Origin of the sequence: Ralstonia sp. UBA689 (assembly GCF_002298975.1) — a bacterium.
In the GTDB taxonomy this organism is placed as follows: domain Bacteria; phylum Pseudomonadota; class Gammaproteobacteria; order Burkholderiales; family Burkholderiaceae; genus Ralstonia.
The window spans coordinates 69,115-88,941 of the sequence record NZ_DBMV01000041.1; the positions used below are offsets into that span (position 1 = coordinate 69,115).

Annotated in this window: 18 protein-coding genes; 8 read left to right on the top strand and 10 right to left on the bottom strand. The window is 65.3% G+C overall.

What is annotated here, in order from left to right; all coding sequences use genetic code 11:
- Positions 1–4 precede the first annotated feature (4 nt).
- From B4F51_RS19640 to B4F51_RS19665, 6 genes are all read left to right on the top strand, one after another.
- Positions 5–2,515: an MMPL family transporter gene (locus B4F51_RS19640; RefSeq protein WP_296228256.1), complete on the top strand. Its 2,511-nt coding sequence runs from the start codon at positions 5–7 to the stop codon at positions 2,513–2,515.
- Positions 2,512–3,375: a polysaccharide deacetylase family protein gene (locus B4F51_RS19645; RefSeq protein ID WP_296228258.1), complete on the top strand. Its 864-nt coding sequence runs from the start codon at positions 2,512–2,514 to the stop codon at positions 3,373–3,375. The genes B4F51_RS19640 and B4F51_RS19645 overlap by 4 nt, the downstream gene beginning before the upstream one ends.
- A gap of 73 nt (positions 3,376–3,448) precedes the next feature.
- The gene (locus B4F51_RS19650; protein ID WP_296228261.1) at positions 3,449–4,672 is read left to right on the top strand and encodes a beta-ketoacyl-[acyl-carrier-protein] synthase family protein; all 1,224 of its coding nucleotides are present in this window, start codon (positions 3,449–3,451) and stop codon (positions 4,670–4,672) included.
- Positions 4,669–5,499 (top strand): beta-ketoacyl synthase chain length factor, encoded by an 831-nt coding sequence (locus tag B4F51_RS19655; RefSeq protein ID WP_296228262.1) that lies wholly within the window; start codon positions 4,669–4,671, stop codon positions 5,497–5,499. The genes B4F51_RS19650 and B4F51_RS19655 overlap by 4 nt, the downstream gene beginning before the upstream one ends.
- A complete protein-coding gene (locus B4F51_RS19660) occupies positions 5,496–5,954 on the top strand; it encodes a hotdog family protein (RefSeq protein ID WP_296228264.1) in 459 nt (152 codons plus the stop codon). Before B4F51_RS19655 ends, B4F51_RS19660 begins: the two co-directional genes overlap by 4 nt.
- Before the next feature lie 23 nt (positions 5,955–5,977).
- Positions 5,978–6,238 (top strand): hypothetical protein, encoded by a 261-nt coding sequence (locus tag B4F51_RS19665; RefSeq protein ID WP_296228266.1) that lies wholly within the window; start codon positions 5,978–5,980, stop codon positions 6,236–6,238.
- A 50-nt stretch (positions 6,239–6,288) separates the two neighbouring features.
- Here the strand turns inward: B4F51_RS19665 and B4F51_RS19670 are convergent, their stop codons facing one another.
- The 6 genes from B4F51_RS19670 to B4F51_RS19695 form a co-directional block, all read right to left on the bottom strand.
- On the bottom strand, positions 6,289–8,484 hold the full coding sequence (locus B4F51_RS19670) for a copper-transporting P-type ATPase (RefSeq protein ID WP_296228268.1): 2,196 nt from the start codon (positions 8,482–8,484) through the stop codon (positions 6,289–6,291).
- An 84-nt stretch (positions 8,485–8,568) separates the two neighbouring features.
- Entirely contained in the window at positions 8,569–9,057 is a 489-nt protein-coding gene (locus tag B4F51_RS19675) for a DUF411 domain-containing protein (protein ID WP_296228269.1), read from the bottom strand.
- A 28-nt stretch (positions 9,058–9,085) separates the two neighbouring features.
- Positions 9,086–10,015, bottom strand: coding sequence for a copper homeostasis membrane protein CopD (gene copD, locus B4F51_RS19680; protein WP_296228271.1), 930 nt, complete (start codon positions 10,013–10,015; stop codon positions 9,086–9,088).
- A 4-nt stretch (positions 10,016–10,019) separates the two neighbouring features.
- Complete coding sequence (copC, locus tag B4F51_RS19685) at positions 10,020–10,406, bottom strand: copper homeostasis periplasmic binding protein CopC (RefSeq protein WP_296228273.1); 387 nt, start codon at positions 10,404–10,406, stop codon at positions 10,020–10,022.
- A 51-nt stretch (positions 10,407–10,457) separates the two neighbouring features.
- Positions 10,458–11,417 carry a copper resistance protein B gene (locus B4F51_RS19690; RefSeq protein ID WP_296228275.1) on the bottom strand — a complete coding sequence of 320 codons (960 nt, stop codon included), beginning with the start codon at positions 11,415–11,417 and terminating at the stop codon, positions 10,458–10,460.
- Positions 11,417–13,222, bottom strand: coding sequence for a copper resistance system multicopper oxidase (locus tag B4F51_RS19695; protein WP_296228277.1), 1,806 nt, complete (start codon positions 13,220–13,222; stop codon positions 11,417–11,419). Before B4F51_RS19695 ends, B4F51_RS19690 begins: the two co-directional genes overlap by 1 nt.
- Before the next feature lie 183 nt (positions 13,223–13,405).
- Between B4F51_RS19695 and B4F51_RS19700 the strand changes: the two genes are divergently transcribed.
- Both B4F51_RS19700 and B4F51_RS19705 read left to right on the top strand, forming a co-directional pair.
- Entirely contained in the window at positions 13,406–14,089 is a 684-nt protein-coding gene (locus tag B4F51_RS19700; protein WP_296228279.1) for a heavy metal response regulator transcription factor, read from the top strand.
- On the top strand, positions 14,089–15,483 hold the full coding sequence (locus B4F51_RS19705) for a heavy metal sensor histidine kinase (protein WP_296228281.1): 1,395 nt from the start codon (positions 14,089–14,091) through the stop codon (positions 15,481–15,483). The genes B4F51_RS19700 and B4F51_RS19705 overlap by 1 nt, the downstream gene beginning before the upstream one ends.
- Before the next feature lie 33 nt (positions 15,484–15,516).
- On the opposite strand, the gene B4F51_RS19710 is transcribed toward B4F51_RS19705, so the two are convergent.
- The 4 genes from B4F51_RS19710 to B4F51_RS19725 form a co-directional block, all read right to left on the bottom strand.
- The gene (locus B4F51_RS19710; protein ID WP_296228283.1) at positions 15,517–16,992 is read right to left on the bottom strand and encodes a YncE family protein; all 1,476 of its coding nucleotides are present in this window, start codon (positions 16,990–16,992) and stop codon (positions 15,517–15,519) included.
- An 11-nt stretch (positions 16,993–17,003) separates the two neighbouring features.
- The gene (locus B4F51_RS19715) at positions 17,004–17,507 is read right to left on the bottom strand and encodes a DUF305 domain-containing protein (protein WP_296228285.1); all 504 of its coding nucleotides are present in this window, start codon (positions 17,505–17,507) and stop codon (positions 17,004–17,006) included.
- A 534-nt stretch (positions 17,508–18,041) separates the two neighbouring features.
- Complete coding sequence (locus B4F51_RS19720) at positions 18,042–18,599, bottom strand: single-stranded DNA-binding protein (protein WP_296228287.1); 558 nt, start codon at positions 18,597–18,599, stop codon at positions 18,042–18,044.
- Between the two features lie 56 nt (positions 18,600–18,655).
- Complete coding sequence (locus tag B4F51_RS19725; protein WP_296228517.1) at positions 18,656–19,819, bottom strand: MFS transporter; 1,164 nt, start codon at positions 19,817–19,819, stop codon at positions 18,656–18,658.
- Positions 19,820–19,827: the final 8 nt, after the last annotated feature.

A 19,827-nucleotide genomic window follows, 5' to 3' on the forward strand; every position in this document is an offset into this window, starting at 1 on the left:
GCCGATGCCCACTCCGACACACAAGCCTGCTCACGACACGCTTTCCGCAACGCCGGGCACGCGTGCACTGCGACGGCCGGCAGTGCTGGTGTGGCTGATCGGCCTGCTGCTGTGCGCGGTGGTGATCGGCCGCACGAGCTTCACGGCCGATCTTTCCGCCTTCCTGCCGCGCTCGCCAAGCGTCGAGCAGCGTGTGCTGGTCGATCAGTTGCGCGAGGGGCTGGTGTCGCGGTTGATCCTCGTCGGCATCGAGGGCTGCGATGGAGCCACGCGCGCAGCGCTGTCGCGGCAGCTTGCGGCCGCGCTGCGCTCCGACGCGCAGTTCAGCGCAATCAACAACGGCGAGCCCGTGAGCGAGGCGCGCGACCAGCAGTTCATCTTCGAGCACCGCTACGTGCTCAGCCCGGCCGTGACACCGCAACGCTTTTCGGCGGAAGGGTTGCATGCGGCGCTGGGCGAAAGCCTGGACCTGCTCAGCTCGTCCGCAGGCCTGATCGCCAAGAACCTGCTGCCGCGCGACCCGACCGGCGAAGTGGCAGCGCTGGTCAGTCAACTTGACAGCGCAGCGCTGCCATCAATGACGCACGGCGTGTGGGCCTCGCGTGACGGCCAGCGCGCCGTGCTGGTCATGCAGACAGCCGCCGCCGGCTCCGACACCGACGCCCAGGCCCGCGCCATCGACACCGTACGCCGCGCGTTCGATGCCGCATCGCACGCGGTACCAAATGCCGCTTCCGCCCGGCTGCTGATGACCGGTCCGGGCGTCTTCTCCGTCGAGGCGCGCGACACCATCAAGCATGACGTCGAACGTCTTTCCACGTTGAGCCTCGTGCTGGTGGTCGCGCTGCTGCTGACGGTATATCGCTCGCCGCGCACGGTGGCGTTGGGGCTGCTGCCGGTGCTCTCGGGCGTGGCCGCCGGTGTGGCGGCGGTCAGCCTTGCGTTCGGCACCGTGCATGGGCTCACACTCGGCTTCGGCACCACGCTCATCGGCGAGGCGGTCGATTATTCGATCTACCTGTTCGTGCAGTCCGCTCGCACGCAAATCGCACAGACGCCCGCAAGCACGAGTGACTCCCTGCGCGCCTGGATTGCCGCCTACTGGCCGACCATCCGCCTGGGCGTGCTGACCTCGGTGTGCGGTTTTGCGTCGATGCTGTTCTCGGGTTTTCCGGGTCTGGTGCAGCTCGGGGGCTATTCCATCGTCGGGCTGACGACGGCGGCGCTGGTGACGCGCTACGTGCTGCCGCATCTGCGCGGCACGCGGGTGGCGATCCGTGATGTTTCGCGGCTGGGCGCATGGCTGGCGCAGATCACGCAGGCCGCGCCGCGCCTGCGCTGGGTGCTGGCGCTCGTGCTGATTGGCGCTTGCGCCACGCTCGCGCTGCATCGCAACGGCCTGTGGAGCCGGGAGCTTGCCGCGCTGAGTCCGGTGCCCGCCAAGAGCCAGGCACTCGATGCCGCCCTGCGCGCCGATGTGGGGGCACCCGACGTGCGCTATCTGGTGGTGATTCCCGGCGCCACCGAGCAAGCCGCGCTCGAAGGCGCGGAGAAGGTCGCCGCGCAACTGCAACTGCTGGCGGACAGCGGCGTACTCGCCGGCTTCGAAAATCCCGCGCGCTACCTGCCCAGCGATGCCACCCAGCGCGCGCGCCTGGCCAGCCTGCCGCCGGCCGATGTGCTGGCCGCGCGCATGCGCACGGCGGTCGAAAATCAGCCGATCCGCGTCAAGCCCGATCTCTTCGCCCCGTTCATCGCCGACGTGACCGCCGCGCGTGCTCAACCGCTGCTGCGGCGTGCAGACTTGCAGGGCACCTCGATGGCGCTGGCGGTCGATGCGCTGCTGACCCAACGCGATGGCCAGCGGAGCGCCATGCTGCCCTTGCGCGCACCCGCCAACACGCAAAGCGCCGCGAACCAGCCCAGCCTGGATGCCGCCCCGGTCCGCACCGCCGTCGAACGGGCCAACGTGCCCGGCGCGCTCTTCATCGATCTGAAGGCCGAAGCCGACCGGCTGTACGTCAACTACGTGCGCGAAGACATCCGCCTGTCGCTGGCCGGGTTCGCAGCGATTGCGCTGCTGCTGCTCGTGGCGCTGCGTTCGCCGCAACGCGCGGTGCGCGCCCTTAGCTCGCTGGTGGCGGCGGTGCTGGTGGTTGCGGCCGGCTTTGCCCTGGCGGGCGTGCAACTGACCATCCTGCACCTGGTGGGCATGCTGCTCATCGTGGCCGTGGGGTCGAACTACGCGCTGTTCTTCAATCAACGCGCGGGCACGACGGAACACGCGCAAAGCGTGGCACCGCAGACACTGGTGTCGCTGCTGATCGCCAACCTGGCAACGGTGGCCGGCTTCGGCCTGCTGGCCTTCTCGCGCGTGCCGATGCTGGAAACGTTCGGGCTGACCGTCGGCCCCGGCGCGATGCTCGCGCTGGTGTTTGCCGCCATCCTCGCGCCGCCGGCCGCACGTGCCACCGCTGGTGCACCCGCTGACCACGACGGCCCCGACCCCGCATGAACGCACCGCTCCCCCCCGCACCCGGCACGGCACGGCGCTGGAAACCGACCCCGCTGATCAGCGGCACGCTGGCCCTGCACGCCGGTGCGGCAGCGGCCTTGGTGGCCCAGCCGTCATCATGGCCGTGGGCCGGCGGCGCGGTGATCGCCTCGCACTTGGTGGTGGTAGCCGCCGGGTTGTGGCCGCGCAGCACCCTGCTTGGGCCCAACTGGACACGCCTGCCGGCAGCGGCCGGCCAGCAGATCGCGCTGACCATCGACGACGGCCCCGACCCCGAGGTCACGCCGCGCGTGCTCGATGTGCTCGACCGTTACGACGCCAAGGCGACGTTCTTCTGCATCGGCGATCTGGCGCGCCGGCACCCGCGCTGCATCGAGGCCATCGTCGCGCGCGGGCACGCGGTGGAGAACCACAGCCAGCGGCACCAGCACACGTTCTCGCTGCAAGGCCCGGGCGCGCTGCGGCGCGAGATCCGGACCGCGCAGGACACCCTCACCGAGATCAGCGGCACGCGCCCACTGTTCTTCCGCGCGCCCGCCGGATTGCGCAACCCGTTCCTCGAACCCGTGCTGTGCCAGCTCGGCCTGCAACTGGCAAGCTGGACGCGGCGCGGCTTCGACACGCGTTCGGGCAACCCCGATGCGGTGACGCGGCGTTTGCTGCACAACCTGGCGCCAAGAGACATCCTGCTGGTGCACGACGGACATGCGGCGCACGACGCACACAGCAAGCCCGTCCTGCTGGCAGCGCTGCCGACCGTGCTGCAAGCGGCCGCGCAAGCGCAGTTGCGCTGCACGACGCTGCGCGCGGCACTCGCGCTGGAAGCCACCCAACCGGCAGGGCCACAAGTGGCCATTTGATAAAATTTGTTCACTACCGGCGCCCCCAATCTGCCGAGCCGCACCCCCCTTCAACTGTCCCAAGACCGCCTCCGTGAAGCCCATTCTGCTCACGCATTTCACCGCCACAAGCTGCATCGGACGTGGCCTCGACGCCGCGCTCGATGCATTGCGCGGGCAGCGCGGCGGCCTGGTGCCGTGCGACTTCCCACGAGCAGACCTCGACACCTGGATCGGCGCGGTGGACGGTGTCGATGCGCAGCCGGTACGCGCCGACCTGGCCGACTTCAATTGCCGCAACAACCGCCTGGCACAGATCGGCCTCACGCAGGACGGCTTTGCCGAACACGTCGAAGCCGCCAAGGCACGCTACGGCGCCAAGCGCGTCGGCGTATTCGTGGGCACCAGCACGTCGGGCATCCTCGAAACGGAACACGCCTACCAGCACCGCGATCCGCAAACGGGGGCGTTGCCCGCCGATTTCCATTACGCGCAGACGCACAACATCTATTCGCCCGCCGCCTTCGTGCGCACGTATTTCGCACTGGGCGGCCCGGCCATGGCGATCTCGTCGGCGTGCTCGTCCGGCGCCAAGGTGTTTGCCTCGGCGCGGCGCATGCTGGAAGCCGGCCTGATCGACGCGGCCGTGGTGGGCGGCGTGGATTCGCTGTGCCTGACCGCGCTGTATGGGTTCAACTCGCTTGAATTGCTGTCGCGGCAGCCGTGCCGGCCGTACGACGTTGCACGTGATGGCATCTCGATCGGCGAGGCCGCCGCGTTTGCGCTGCTGGAGCGCGCACCCGGGCCTGAACAGACGCTGGACGACGACGCGATCCTGCTGCTCGGCATCGGCGAATCGAGCGACGCGCATCACATGTCGTCGCCGCACCCCGAAGGACTGGGCGCGCACGCGGCCATGGCACAGGCGCTGGTCAGCAGCGGCCTCGCCGCGTCGGACATTGACTACATCAACCTGCACGGCACCGGCACGCTGAGCAATGACGCCGCCGAAGGCCACGCCATCCACAGGTTGTTCGACAGCACCTCAGACATCCCGCCGAGCAGCTCAACCAAGGGCGCGACCGGCCACACGCTGGGTGCCGCTGGCGCACTGGAAGCCGTCATCACGGCGCTGGCCCTGCGCCATCAGTTCCTGCCCGCCGGCATCAACACCACACAGCCCGACCCGGCGCTGGCCATGCCGTACGTGACGACAAGCCGCGATGCGCGCGTGCGTATCGCGCTGTCCAACGCCTTCGGCTTTGGCGGCACGAACTGCTGCCTGCTCTTCGGTCGTGCAGACCACACCCGACCATGACCCGACTGAGCGCCTTCATCGAAAGCATCGGCCTGCTCGGCCCCGGCCTGCCGGACTGGCCGCACGCTGCCGGCGTGCTCGCGGGCCGTACCGCCTATGCACACGAGCGCACCGCTCTGCCGCCGCCAGCGGGCCTGCCGCCGATCGAGCGGCGGCGCACAGGGCCGGTCGTCAAGCTCGCGCTGGCGGTCGGCCACGAGGCGGTAGCCACCAGCGGGCGCGACGCCGCCACGCTGGCCACCGTGTTCACCTCGTCCGGCGGGGACGGCCAGAACTGCCACGTGATTTGCGAAACCCTGGCCAGCGACGACCGCAAGCTCTCGCCCACACGCTTCCACAATTCCGTGCACAACGCGCCGGCCGGCTACTGGAGTATCGCCACGCATGCGATGGCGCCGTCCAACGTGCTGTGCGCGCACGACGGCAGCTTTGCGGCGGGCCTGCTCGACAGCCTCTGCCAAGTCGTGATCGACGCTGCACCTAGCCTGCTGATCGCCTACGACAGCGAATACCCCGAACCGCTGCACGCGACGCGGCCGGTGCCCGACGCCTTTGCCGTGGCACTGGTGTTGGCGCCCGAGCCGGGCACGCACACGCTGGCGCGCATCGATGTCGCACTCACGGACACGCCTGCCACGACACTTGCGCACGCGGAGCTCGAACCGTTGCGATGCGGCAACCCCGCTGCGCGCGCGCTGCCGCTGCTCGAAGCGCTGGCAAACCAGCGGGCGGCCAGCGTCGTGCTCGACTATCTGCCCGACACCCGCCTGCAGGTGGATATCGTCCTGCCGGATGCATCCGGGGCGTTCAGCAAGAGCACGCCATGACACTGGACACGCCGCCGCCGCCACTTGACCGAAGCTGGATCGCCGCACGCATTCCGCACAGCGGCACGATGTGCCTGCTCGATGCCGTGCTCGCCTGGGACGATGCGCACATCCGATGCACGGCCACCAGCCACCGCGATCCGGCCAACCCGTTGCGCGCCAACGGCCGGCTGGCGGCGGTCTGCGGTGTCGAATACGCCGCGCAGGCCATGGCCGTGCATGGCGCTCTGCGCGATGCCGCACAACAACGTCCGCGTGCAGGCTTTCTGGCCAGTGTGCGCGGGGTCGTTGCCAACGTCACGCGGCTCGATACGCTCGACGGTCCGCTGGACATCGAAGCCGAGCGCATCGGCGGCGACGGTAACAACGTGTTATACGGCTTTACCGTGCGCTGTGCCGGGCGCATCCTGCTGACTGGCCGTGCTGCCGTGGTGCTCGATGCATCCGCTGGTTGAACCCGTTTGAGAGGATTCCTGTCGTGAAAGGTCGCCTGTTCCTATCCGCCACGCTGCTGCTGGCGCTCGCAAGCCCCGTCGCCCATGCTGATCTGTCCGAGATGAAGCAGGACATCAAGCAAGGAACAAAAGATGCGGCCAAGAAGACTGGCCACGCTGCGAAGGAAGTCGGCCATGCCACGGCCAACGGTGCGCGGGCGGTCGGCCATGGCTTCCGGGATGCGGCACACGCCACCAAGTGTGGCGTGAAGAAAGTGTTCAAGAAGGGATGCTCGAACGACTAGAGCGACTGCGCAAAAGAAGCCCCGCCCAATCCCACCCATCTCCTTGATATTTAGATGACAACGCGCCGCAGCCGCAGTGCGTTGGATACCACCGACACCGAACTGAGGCTCATGGCCAGCGCGGCAATCATGGGAGACAGCAGCATGCCCGTCGCGCTGTACAGCACGCCGGCCGCCAGCGGCACACCCAAGGCGTTGTAAAGGAAAGCGAACCCCAGGTTCTGCTTCATGTTGGCGATGGTCGCTTCGGACAGCTTGCGGGCACGCACAATGCCCCGCAGGTCGCCCTTGACCAGGGTCACTTGCGCACTGTTCATCGCCACGTCGGTGCCGGTTCCCATGGCGATGCCCACATCCGCCTTCGCCAGCGCGGGGGCGTCGTTGATGCCGTCCCCCGCCATGGCGACGACGCGCCCTTCGCCCTGAAGCTGGTTGACCAGCGCAAGCTTATCGGCGGGCTTGACCTCTCCGTGGAACTCCTCGATGCCCAGTGCGAGGGCAACCGCTTTTGCCGTCACCACACCGTCACCGGTTGCCATCACAACGCGGATGCCGTTTTCCTTGAGCGTCCGCAACGCCTCGGCGGTGGTCGGTTTGATCGGATCGGATACCGCAAGCAACCCCGCCAGCACGCCGTCGACACCGAGATACATCACACTCGCCCCCCGCGCGCGCAGCGCGTCTCCCGCCTGTGCCAGCGACGCAATGGAAACCCCTTCGGTCTGCATCAGGATCGCGTTGCCAAGCACCAGCCTTTTGGCGGCAACGGTGCCACGTACGCCAATGCCGGTACTCGATTCAAAGTCCGCTGCCTTGTCCAGCGGCAGACCGGCTTCTCGTGCAGCGTCGACGATCGAGGCGGCCAGCGGATGCTCACTCCCCTGATCCAGGCTGGCCGCCAGGCGCAGGACTTCAGCATCGCTGAAACCGTTGGCACCAACACTTCGCTCGAAGGTTGGCCGGCCTTCCGTGAGCGTGCCGGTCTTGTCGACGATCAGGGTGTCGACCTTGCGCAGGTTCTCAATGGCAGCGGCATCCCGGAACAGCACGCCGCTCGATGCGCCCTTGCCGCTCGCCACCATGATCGACATCGGCGTTGCCAGACCCAGCGCACATGGGCACGCGATGATCAGCACCGCCACCGCATTGATGAGCCCGTAGACCCAGCTCGGGTCCGGCCCGAACAGGCCCCAGGTCAGGAAAGTCAGCACGGCAACGGCAACCACGGCGACGACAAAGACGCCTGCCACCTGATCGGCCAACCGTTGCATCGGCGCCTTTGAGCGCTGGGCCTGGGCCACCATCTGCACGATCTGCGACAGCACGGTCTGCGAGCCCACTTTCTCCGACTCGATTACCAGGCTTCCGGTGGCGTTCATCGTCGCGCCGATGACGTGGTCGCCCGCCCGCTTGGTGACGGGAATCGGTTCTCCGGTGATCATCGCCTCGTCCACCGAACTCGTGCCCTCGATCACCACACCGTCCACTGGCACCTTCTCGCCCGGCCGCACCCGCAGGCGATCCCCCACGTGCACGTGGCTCAACGGGACGTCGGCTTCTGTGCCGTCGGGATTGATCCGTCGCGCTGTCTTGGGTGCCAGGCCAAGCAGCGACTTGATTGCCGCCGAGGTTTGCGAGCGCGCTTTCAGCTCCAGCAACTGCCCGGCCAAGGTCAGCGAGATGATGACCGCAGCGGCTTCGAAATACACGCCGATGCGGCCGTGGGCCGCGAACGTCAGCGGGAAGACGCCGGGCGCAACGGTGGCGACGATGCTGTACAGATAAGCCGCGCCGGTCCCCAGCCCGATGAGGGTCCACATGTTGGGACTGCGGCGGACGAACGACTGCACGCATCGCTCGAAGAACGGATATCCCGCCCACACGACGACGGGCGTCGCCAGCACCAGTTCGACCCAGCTTTGGACGGCAGCGTCCATCCAGCCGTATCGATGCCCGGCCATGGCCAGTACAAACACAATCGCCGTCAGGGGCAGCGTCCACCAGAAACGTCGGCTGAAATCGCGAAGTTCCGGATTATCGTCATCTTCAAGCTCGGGAATGACGGGCTCCAGCGTCATCCCGCAGATGGGGCAATTGCCGGGGTGGTCCTGCCGGATTTCGGGATGCATCGGGCAGGTGTAGATGGCGCCGGTCGGGGCTATTGCTATTGGCTGCGCCACGGTTTGCGGAGCATGCGCGTGGTGGTGACCATGTTCCTCGTCGTGCGGATGGCGATGGTCTTGCATTGGCGCTACTCCTCTCGATGTCAACGAAGGAATCACCCGTCCTCGGGCTGGCACGGTCCTATTGGCGTCTCAAACCGGCCAGCTTCAACTGTAAGCCTGATACACCATTGACTGGCCATCCAGGCCGATCAGCAAGACGTTGTAGGGCATGTGGCGGTTGCCATACGCCGGCCCATCCATGCCGGGCGAACCCAGCGGCATGCTCGGCACCGCCAGCCCAATCGCCTTCGGTTGCTCTCGCAGCAGCCGTTTGATCTCGCGGGCCGGAACATGCCCTTCCAGGGCGTAGCCACGCACGATGCCGGTGTGGCAGGAAGCATAGCGCTCGGGCATCCGCGCGGCCTTCCTAGCCTCTACGGTGTCTTCGACATCGTGTGCCACCACGTCGAAGCCGTTGTCGCGCAGGTGCGCAAGCCAGTCCTTGCAGCATCCGCAGCTTGGCGTCTTCCAGACTTCGACCACTGGCTTTGCTGCGGCTTTCCGCGCCAGGGCCGCGACGGGCAGCAGCGCAAGGCCAAGGGCGAAAGTTCGTCTCGTGCGAAACAAGGATGGTGCGTGCGAGTTGGCGGTCATCACATCGTGAAAATAGAAAGAAAGCGTATCAAGCACCAGTGGGAGAAAGCACCCCCAACCAGGCCACCAGGACAAGAATCAAGCCGGCCAGACTGGCCTCCATGACCAGACTCCGGCGCAGCACGGCCACGGCTTCGGCGTAGCTGCCAATGCACAACGCTGCTGCAAGACGTGGGCTCAGCCGATATCGGTTGGCTGCGGCCAGCAGCAACATCAGCGCGAACAGCGCGAGCTTCACGAGCAACAGGTTGCCGTAAGCCGTACCTGGCAGGCCATCGAGCGTCGGGCCTGCGATCAGAAAATAGTTGGCCACCCCGGTCACGACCAATGTGGCCACGATCAGCGTGCCGATATGGGCAAAACCGTTGGAAGCCCGGCCGAGCAGGTCGGCTGCCTCCGGTGACGCGTCTTTCGCCACTGAAGCCAGCATGACGAACGCGACCAGCGCGCCGACCCATGCTCCTGCAGCCAGAAGATGAGCGATGTCGATCACGAGATGGAACACGCCGCGCATGCCGTCATCCATCGCGCCGTGGCCGGCCCAGGCGAGGGTCGCCAAGGCGACGGCCCCGATTGCGGACAGCACCGATAAGCGCGGCAGCGGACGTGTGCTCAACGCAACAACAGCCGCCAACACGGCGAGCAAGGCCACTGCGCGCATCACCAAAGCCAGGCCAACTGCCGTCCCCGTCACGATCATGCTGAAAACATGCGCGGAGAGTTCGGCATACGCGCTGGCGCCGGTCATCGCCTTGGCCATCACCACCATGCTCGCGAGCGAGAGCCCGATACCCAGCGCCGCTGCGCTACCGATGACACGAACGTATTGCCGTGCCATCGCTGAGCGACGATCGCTTTCCCGCATGGCGTGCACGCCAAACAGCGCGACGCCAAAGACGACCATCAGGTCCAGGTACAGCGCAGAGCGCAGCGCGACGGCCAGCCAATCCTCCGGCATCGGCTTACTTCACCTCGAAGGTGACGGTGCCGTTCACCTTGTGCGTATCGGACGACACCGCACGCCAGTCGACGCGATAGCTGCCGGCTGGCAGCGGCTGCGTGGGCGTGATGATCATGGTCTTGCCGTCTTCACCGCCCGAGACCTTGGCCGCAACTTTCATCGGTGCGTGGTCGGCCATGCCAGGCATGCCCGTCATCACCAGGTTCGCGCCCGAGAATTGCGGCATCAGGGTTTCAGAGAAATGCAGTTCGACCTTGCCCGGAGCGGCCACTTCTGCCTTGTCGGCCGGCGTCGATGAGACGAGCTTGGGATGCGCAAGCGCAGCCGTTGCCAGCAGCGCCATGGACATGCCGATGAGGGCTTGCCGGGTAAAACGGGAGGTCGCCATAAGAACACTCTTGGGGTCAGGGGTTGGGACTGAATCTATTTCTACTGGCACCTAAAACCAGAGGCGCACGCCAGCGACAAAGCGGGTATCGCCACGACGGCCGCCGGCAGCTTCGATCATGTTGGCCGTAGCACCAAATGCCTGGCTGCGCTCAACGCCAATATACGGCGCAAACTGGCGGTTGATTTCGTACCGCAGCCGCAGGCCGACCGTTGCGTTTGCGAGCCCGCTGCCGATGGCAAGTTCGGGATCGCGCTTGCCATAGAAGTTGGCTTCCACGCGCGGTTGCAGGATCAGCCGCTGGGTCAGCCGCGATTCGTATTCGCTGGACAGGCGCAATGCCGTGCGGCCGCTGTTGCCCACGTAGGCCGTCGCTTCCACATCAAACCAGTATGGCGCCAGGCCTTGCATGCCAAACGCCACCCAGTTGCGCGCCGGGCGGCCGAAGCCTGCATCGTTCCGGATACCGAGCTGCGTATCCCAGAACGTCGCCACGGCGTGGCTCCACAGCAACTCGGTGCGTGCCTCTTCAAACCGTCCCTTCGACACATCGCCCTCGGCTTTGAGGACAGCCTTGTCGTAGGTGGTGCCGAAGCGGCCCTGCAGGTCGTAGGCGGTCGCGTTGGCGTCGCTGCCATGCACCCACTCCAACTTGTCCACCAGCACCGAGCCGAACAGATGCTCGTCCGCCATCATCAGGTGGCGGGTTTCGCCGAGCGCGTACTTGCCGACGCCGAGTCGATACCCGCCCGAATAGGCATCGGGATCGCGCGCATCGGAAGGCGCCGAACCACCCTGCATGCTCATGCTGCCGTGGTCCATCCCTTGCATCGCGCCGTGATCCATGCCCGGCATTGCGCTGTGGTCCATCTCCTGCGCGGGAGCCGTCTCACCGTTCATCAGTTGGATTTCCTGGGCCGAAGCGGCGCCGAGGCCCGCAACGGCCAGCGCGACGGCCAATAGAGTCCTTGCGTGCCTGCGCATGTTGAGTCCGCTGTGAGTTTCGAGCATCAGGCCACCACCACCTCGCGGAACATGCCCGCGTCCATGTGCAGCATCAGGTGGCAGTGCCATGCCCAGCGGCCCAGCGCATCTGCCGTCACGAGAAAGCTGATCCGTTGTGCGGGCTGCACGGGAAGCGTGTGCCGTCGCGCAAGGAAGGTGCCATCGGGCGCCTCCAGCTCGCTCCACATGCCGTGCAGGTGCATGGGGTGAGTCATCATCGTGTCGTTATGGAGAATGACCCGCAGCCTTTCGCCGTACTTGAAGTGCACCGGCGTCGATTTACCGAACTCCACGCCGTCAATGGACCACGTGTAGCGCTCCATGTTGCCGGTGAGATGCAGCTCCACCTCGCGCCCCGGACCGCGCGGGTCCATGGGGCCGCCAATCGTGTGCATGTCAGCGAGCACCAGCACCCGTCGCCCGTTGTTGCGCAGCCCGATGCCGGGGTCGTCCAGGTTGGTGCGTGCGTTGTCGACGCGCATGTCGGTGCCCGGCCCGTACTCCGTACGCGCGTGCCGCGCCTTCTTGCTCGGCACCTTCAGGCTCTGCGCGTCATCGGCGGCGGCACCTTGCTGGCTACCGTCCATCATCGTCATCTCGCCGGCATCCATCATCTGCATGTCGCCGTGGTCCATGCCGCCCATGCCGCCCATATCCCCCATCATGTCCGCCATGGTGAGCCACTCCACCTTGTCGAGTGCGGGAACCTCGGCCGTCAACCCGGGCCGGACCGCCAGCGTGCCGCGGGCATAGCCCGTGCGGTCCATCGATTGGGAGAAGATCGTGTAGGCATCGTCCTTGGGCGCGACCAGCACGTCACACGTCTCGCCCGGGCCGAAGCGGAACTCGTCCACGGTCACCGGCTCGATGTTCTGCCCATCGACCTGCACGACCTTGAGCTTCAACCCCGGGATGCGCACGTCGTAGAACGTGTTGCCGGAGCCGTTGATGAAACGCAGCCGCACGGTCTCGCCCGGCGTGAACAGGCCCGTCCAGTTGCCGGCCGGCGTGACGCCGTTGGTCAGGTAGGTCAGCGTGGCGCTGGAAAGGTCAGCCAGATCCGTCGGGCTCATGCGCATCTGGTTCCACATGCGCCGCTTGTCCATGGCCGATTTCCAGCCATCGTTGGAGACATCACGGAAGAAGTCCGCCACGGTCGGCTGGTGGTAGTTGTAGATGTCGCTCTGCGTCTTGAGCTTGGACAGCACGCGCATCGGGTCTTCGTCGGTCCAGTCCGACAGCAAAACGGTGTGATCACGATCGGCGCGGATCATGTCGCCACCGGCGGCGTCGATGATAAGACCGCCATACACGCCGGTCATCTCCTGAAAACCGGAATGGGAGTGGTACCAGTAGCTGCCGCTTTGCCGCACCTTGAACCGATAGGTGAAGCTCTCGCCGGGCGGGATGCCGTGAAAACTGATGCCCGGTACGCCGTCCATCTCGAACGGCAGGATGATGCCGTGCCAGTGAATCGATGTCGGCTCGCGCAAGCGATTGGTGACACGCACCGTGACCGTGTCGCCTTCGCGCCAGCGCAGCGTCGGACCGGGCAGCATGCCGTTGATGGTGGTTGCCATGGCGGGCTTGCCGGTGTAGTTGACCGGTGTTTCATCGATCACCAGATCAAACTCGGTCCCCCGCAAGACGGGTGCCGTGCCCAACGTCGTAGACGCCGCCCCCGCAGTCAGCGAAGCGCCCATCCCGCCAAGCCCCAACCCGGCGATCACGCCGCCGGCGGTCAGGCCTTGCACAAACCGCCGGCGTGGCAGGTTCGGGAGCACGAGGCCGGAGGCACGATGTCTGCGCATGATTGCGATTCCTTGGAGTGAGATCACTGCCGTGTTCAAGAAGATGCGTGCAGGCTACTGAAGGGCAGGCTACCCACACCTGACCGACACATTACAAATCGGTCATCTTCCCGTCATGTGGCGGGCAACGCGGTACTCTACCGCCCATGCCAATACCGCGCGCCTGAATCGGGCAGAACACGCATGAAATTGCTAGTCGTCGAGGACGAACCCAAAACCGGGGAGTACCTGCAGCAAGGGCTCACCGAAGCCGGCTTCGTGGTGGACCTGGCCAGGAACGGCATCGACGGACGTCACCTCGCCATGACGGGCGACTACGACCTGCTTGTGCTGGATGTGATGCTGCCGGATCTCGACGGATGGCAGATCGTCCAGTCGTTGCGCGCGGCGGACCATGTGACCCCGGTCCTGTTCCTGACCGCACGCGACAGCGTGGCCGACCGCGTCAAGGGGCTGGAGATGGGAGCCGACGACTATCTCGTGAAGCCGTTTGCGTTTGCCGAACTGCTGGCACGGGTGCGCACGCTGCTGCGTCGTGGCAGCGCCGCGTTGTCGGCCGATCGCATCCAGGTTGCGGATCTTGTGCTGGACCTGACCCGCCGACGCGCCTCGCGTGGCGGCCAGAAGATTCCGCTCACGAGCAAGGAGTTCTCCTTGCTGGAACTGCTGGCCCGGCGCCGCGGCGAGGTGCTTCCGCGCTCGCTGATCGCCTCCCAGGTCTGGGACATGAACTTCGACAGCGACACCAACGTAATCGACGTGGCCATCCGCCGCCTGCGCGCAAAGATCGACGACAACTTCGAGCCGAAACTGATCCAGACCGTGCGCGGCATGGGCTACGTGCTGGAAGACCCGGAGGACGCCTGATGGGGCGGTTCTCGCTCACCACTCGGCTGACGGCGTACTTCTCGCTGTGCTCGGCGGCGGTGCTGCTGGGCTTGGGACTCGTGATCGCCCTCGCCATGGATCAGCACTTTGCCGAACAGGACTACGCGACGCTGCGCGAGCACATCAACGTCATCCGGAAGATCGTCGAATCGAACCCGACCGATCAGATTCCCGAGCGCGTTCGGGAGGCCTTGCAGTATCACGCCGACCTGGTTGCACGCATTCAATACCCAGACCAGCAGGTCTTGTACTCGACCCACGGCTTCGACTTCCAGGCCGAGGCAGCAGCGTTGGCGCAGCAGCACAACGGCGACGTCCTCGCATGGGCGCAAGGTGGGCAGCACTATCGGGGCATTCGCGCGTCGATCCCGCTGCACAACGCATCGGCCAAGTCCCTGGACATCCTGCTGGGCATGAACACGGATACGCATGCCCATTTCCTGCACACGTTCCGCCGCACGCTGGCGTTCTACATCGCCTTGGCGGCGCTGGCCACTGGTCTGTTCGGTTGGTGGGCCGCGCGTCGCGGTCTGGCACCTCTGCGCACCATGGCTTCGCGCGCACGCACCGTGACGGCCGACAGGCTCGACGAGCGCATGCCGGTTGAGACCGTGCCGGAGGAGGTCGCAGACCTGGCCGCCACACTGAACGCCATGTTGGAGCGTCTGCAGAACGACTTCCGCCGTCTGTCGGACTTCTCGACCGACATCGCACACGAGCTGCGCACGCCGCTCACCAACCTGCTCACGCAGACGGAAGTCGTGCTCTCGCAACCGCGAGAGGGCATCAAGTATCGCGACGTGCTGGCTTCCAACGCGGAAGAGCTCCAACGCCTGGCACGCATGGTTTCCGACATGCTTTACCTCGCGAAGATGGAACACAGCCTGACGCTGCCCAGCGCGGAAGCGATTCATCTCGCCGACGAGATTCGCGCGCTGTTCGAGTTCTACGACGCACTGGCCGACGACAAGGCGGTACAGCTTCAACTGCAAGGCGACGGCCGCATCCTGGGCGACCGGCTGATGCTGCGTCGCGCGTTGAGCAACCTGCTGTCCAACGCGATCCGCCATACGCCCAGACGGGGCAAGGTGCTGGTCACGGTCAGCGGCGATCACGATGGTGTCACGGTTGCGGTCGACAACGACGGCGAAGCCATCGCACCGCACGAGCTGCCGTTCCTGTTCGAGCGCTTCTTCCGCGCCGACAAGTCGCGCGCCCGCCCTGAGTCGGAAAGCACGGGGCTTGGGTTGGCCATCACCCGGGCCATCGTCGTGGCCCATGGCGGCACCATCGATGTCTCGCGCGTTGATGGGCGGACGCGCTTCACGATCCGCCTGCCGCATCGCGATGCAAAGCCGGACGTTGCCCACTGATATGGGCAACGCTTCCACGACGACGTCGATTGCTTAAGGCGCTTGCACTTGCACCGGAGCACCTGGCTTGCCAGCGACAACCGGTGCGACCACGAGATATCCGCGTTTGTTGTCAGTGCCGACGCTGCCAGGAGCAACGATCTGCCGGATCCGCCCAATGGCATTCACGATGCCCGCCCCGGCGGGATTCGTCATGAAATTGGCAAGCCCCTCAAGTGGTCCGCTACCGTCAGCGTTTTCAGACAGCGCGATTACGTAGGGCTGTTTCGGCTGCAGGCCGGTGACAGATGCCTGAAGCACCTGAACGAGCCCTTGATCGAACAGCACCACGCTCGTGGGCGTGCCAGACGAACCGGCGGTGCCGGTAGCGACCGGCATCAACGTCAGATGAATGGCCTGTCCTGCGAGACCGAGCGGCTGCAGATTCTGGGTGCCGTCGCCTTCCGGAACCGCGTTGGGTACATAGGTCAGCGCCTGCGGAGCCTGGCCGATAGGCACGTTTGCTACGACTTTGTTTGTCAGCGTGTCGATGACAGCCAGCGCGTCGTCGTTTTCCAGGCCGACATAGATGCGTGTTCCGTCGCCGGAGGGCCACAGGCCGTGCGGCAGTTTGCCGACGGGAATCGTCGCCACCTGCTCGAAGGTGTCGGTCCGGAAGACTTTCACCTGGTTCAAGCCACCGATCGTCACGTAGGCGAACGTGCCCTTCGCGTTGTGCGCAAAGTTAACGTGATTGGTGATCGGTCCCGTCTCGAACGACTTGATGGGAGCAAAAGGCGGCCTTGCGTCGAACACCTGCACGTGGCCGATATCCTTGAGCGTGAGCCACACCTGTCTGCCATCGGGCGTGGCAGCGACATTCGGGCAGAACGGCGATGCCTGCTTGATGCGCCCAACGATCTTGTGGTCTACGGTAGAGATCACCACGGTTTCCGGGTTGAACGAAGAGCAGACGTAACCGTACTTGCCGTCGGGCGAGAAGATTTGCATGCCCGGGCCAGCCGGCACCGTGATACGCGTCTTCTCTTCATACGTCTTTGCATCGAGCACGGAGATGTAGTTCTCGCCGCGCACGGTCACCCAGACCTCGCTGCCATCGGGCGTGTAGAGCGCCTCGTGCGGAGAACGGCCAACATACGTGGTGTGCTCGACGGCATTGGTCTGCGTGTTAATGAACGTCACCGAATTGGAGCCGATGGAGACAACCGCCAGGGTGTGGTGATCCGGCGAGAACCCCATCCCGTGAACCAGCACCTGCCCGCGGTAGAGCGGGCTGAAGTTGCCGGGCGCAGGATCGCCCAGCTTGATCACCCCCAGGAGCTTGTTGTCAGCCGGGTCCGTGACCGAAACGGTGTTCGAAAATTGTTCTGCAGCGTAGACCCGATCCCGATGGCTGATGGGAATGTCCGGAGACGAGAGCGGCGCCGGTGCTTGACCTGCATTGGCGCCTCCGACACATCCAAGCGCCGCTACGGCCAGCGCAGCAGCGACAAACAATCTGGCTTTCATCGATACCCCCTCTACTTGATCGTGTGGGCGTGTGCATGCCCGGTGAGCTCAGCCGAATGCGATTGCGACTGGGTTGATGTTGAAGCGGCGGCCGGCTGGGTTGGCACCGGCGCGGGCGCGGGCGCGGGCGCGGGCGCGGGCGCGGGCAGCGGCAGACCCACGGCCAGCCGCATCGCCAGAATCTCCTGCTGTTGATCCACGATGATTTCTTGAGCGATACGGCGCAGCTGTTCGTTTTGGCCGTAGCGCAAATACGCCTGGGCCATATCGATGGCGCCTTGATGGTGCGGCATCATCATGGCGACAAAATCCTGGCTGATGTCGCCAGTCGGCTTGATGGTCATGTCGTCCATCATCTTCGTCATGGCGAGATCGTTCGCCGCAAGGAAAGCCCGCTCGCGATCGCCCGAAGTCTGGGTGTTCTGGGCAAGCACCGCACTGGCTTGCCCACCAAGAGTGGCGATGAGCGCCGCCAACAGGGATTTGCGTAGAAGAGTCTTCAGAAGCTGCGACATGGCAAGTTCCTCTCACTTGAAGTGGGTGGTACGTTGCCGCAGTAAACACGTGCGAGCAGCGGTTTATTCCGGCCGCTCGACAAAAACCAGAAAGGCAGCGCCCGCAGGCGCTGTTTCGACCGGCGGTTGAGGAAGCGCTCGTCCCAGAATGAAGGAAGCGCTGCGGCCCCTTTTTGCAGACTTACGCGATTGCGGAATCGCTATTTGGCCGAAGAGAGGTTCGGCAGTCCTTGAGCAACAAGTGTGATACCGCGAAGCGAGTGCAAGGGTGTCTGACCGTTGCCGAACGCCTTCCTCCTCAAGCCGCACAGTAGAGGTAAGGTAAGCCCGCCGGTCTCAAGGCGAACTTCGCAGACGGGGAATGAATCCACTACGTGCTCCATCGTGTGATGGAAGCGCACTGCTTGCTGCTCAAGCCTGTTCCGACTGGCGCCTGGAGCAAGCCAAAAAAGAGGGCTCCGCAAATTTTTGTCTAACCCATTCATTAGACAAAACTTTCGGGGCCCTTCTTTACAGATCTGGACTACGTTTCTCTTAGAACGGAATATCGTCGTCCATATCCTCAAAACCATTCGACGGTGCCTGCTGACGGCGTGCACCACCACCTTGATTGCCGCCCTGGCTGCCACTGCCTTCGCCACCGCGCGCGTAACCGCCACCGCCGCCTTGACCACGGCCACCGCCATAACCACCGCCGCCGCCTTCACCGCCGCGCGAGTAGCCACCGCCGCCTCCACCACCGCCCTCGCCGCCCATACCTTGGCGGCCGCCGAGCATCTGCATCTGTTCCGCGACGATTTCGGTACTGTATTGCTTCTGGCCGTCCTTCTCCCACTGACGGGTCTTGAGGCGGCCCTCAACGTAGACCTGCGAACCCTTCTTCAGGTATTCGCCGGCGATTTCGGCCAGGCGGCCGAAGAAGGCGATGCGGTGCCATTCGGTGGCTTCGCGCATTTCGCCGCTGGCTTTGTCTTTATAGCGGTCGGTGGTCGCCACGCGAATGTTGGTGACGGCGTCGCCGCTGGGCATGTAACGCGTTTCGGGATCGGCGCCGAGATTGCCGACGATGATGACTTTGTTGACGGACGCCATGATGAGTTTCCGAAGGTAAATGAAGTGATGCCGCCGTTGGGGGGCCGGCTAGAAGTCTAGTGACGACGCAGCGCCGGCATCTGCATTGGACTGGCGATTATAAGCCACGCAAGCGCGAGTCCCGCACAGGCAAAAAACACTGCATGCTGCCCCGCGTGCAGCAAAATCCAGCCGCCTCCGGCACCGCCCGCAAACAGGCCCAGCGCCTGCGTGGTGTTGTACACGCCCATGGCCGCGCCCTTGCGCACGCCCGGCGCATACTTCGACACCAGCGACGGCTGCGACGCCTCCAGCACGTTGAAGCCAAGGAAATACACCAGCAGCGCAATCGACAAAGCCGTGAGCGTCGGCTGCACTTCACCCAGCGCCAGTTGCGCCGCCATCACCAATGCCACGGCGGACAGCAGCACAATCTTCATCTTGCCGCGCTTCTCGGCAGCGATGATGGCCGGCACCATCAGCACGAACGACACGCCCATCACCGGCAGGTAGATCTTCCAGTGCGAGTCGACTGGCAGGCCGGCGGCTTCGAGCATGTGCGGCAGCACGACGAACAACGCCGTCTGCGTGGCATGCAGGGCAAACACGCCAAAGTTCAGGCGCAGCAGTTCGCGGTTGTGCAGCACCTCGCGGAAGGGGGCTTTCACGTGTTCGGGCGGGCGCGGCGGGTTCGGCACCACCCACAGCACCACGCCGATGGCGATGACGGCCAACACGCCGATCGCGAGGAACATCCCCGGCATGCCGACCCAGCGGAAGATGATCGGCGCGCTCACGATGGCCACGGCAAACGACACGCCAATGCTGCCGCCGATCATGGCCATGGCCTTGGTGCGGTGCTCCTCGCGCGTGAGATCAGCCACGAAGGCGATCACCGCCGAGGAAATCGCCCCCGCGCCCTGAATGGCCCGCCCGACAGCGATGCCCGCGACGCTGTGCGAGAACGCCGCCACCAGGCTGCCCACCGCAAAGATCACCAGCCCCGTCACGATGACCGGCTTGCGCCCGAAGCGGTCCGATAGCCATCCGTAGGGGATGTAGAGCACCGCCTGCGTAAGGCCATACACGCCGATAGCGAAGGCGACGAGTTGGGTGTTGTTGCCATCCGGCAGCGTTTTCGCGAACACCGCGAAGACCGGCATGATCATGAACAAACCCAGCATGCGCAGCGCGAAGATGCCGGCCAGCGAGGCGGCAGCGCGCAGCTCTAGGCTGGTCATGCGGCCGG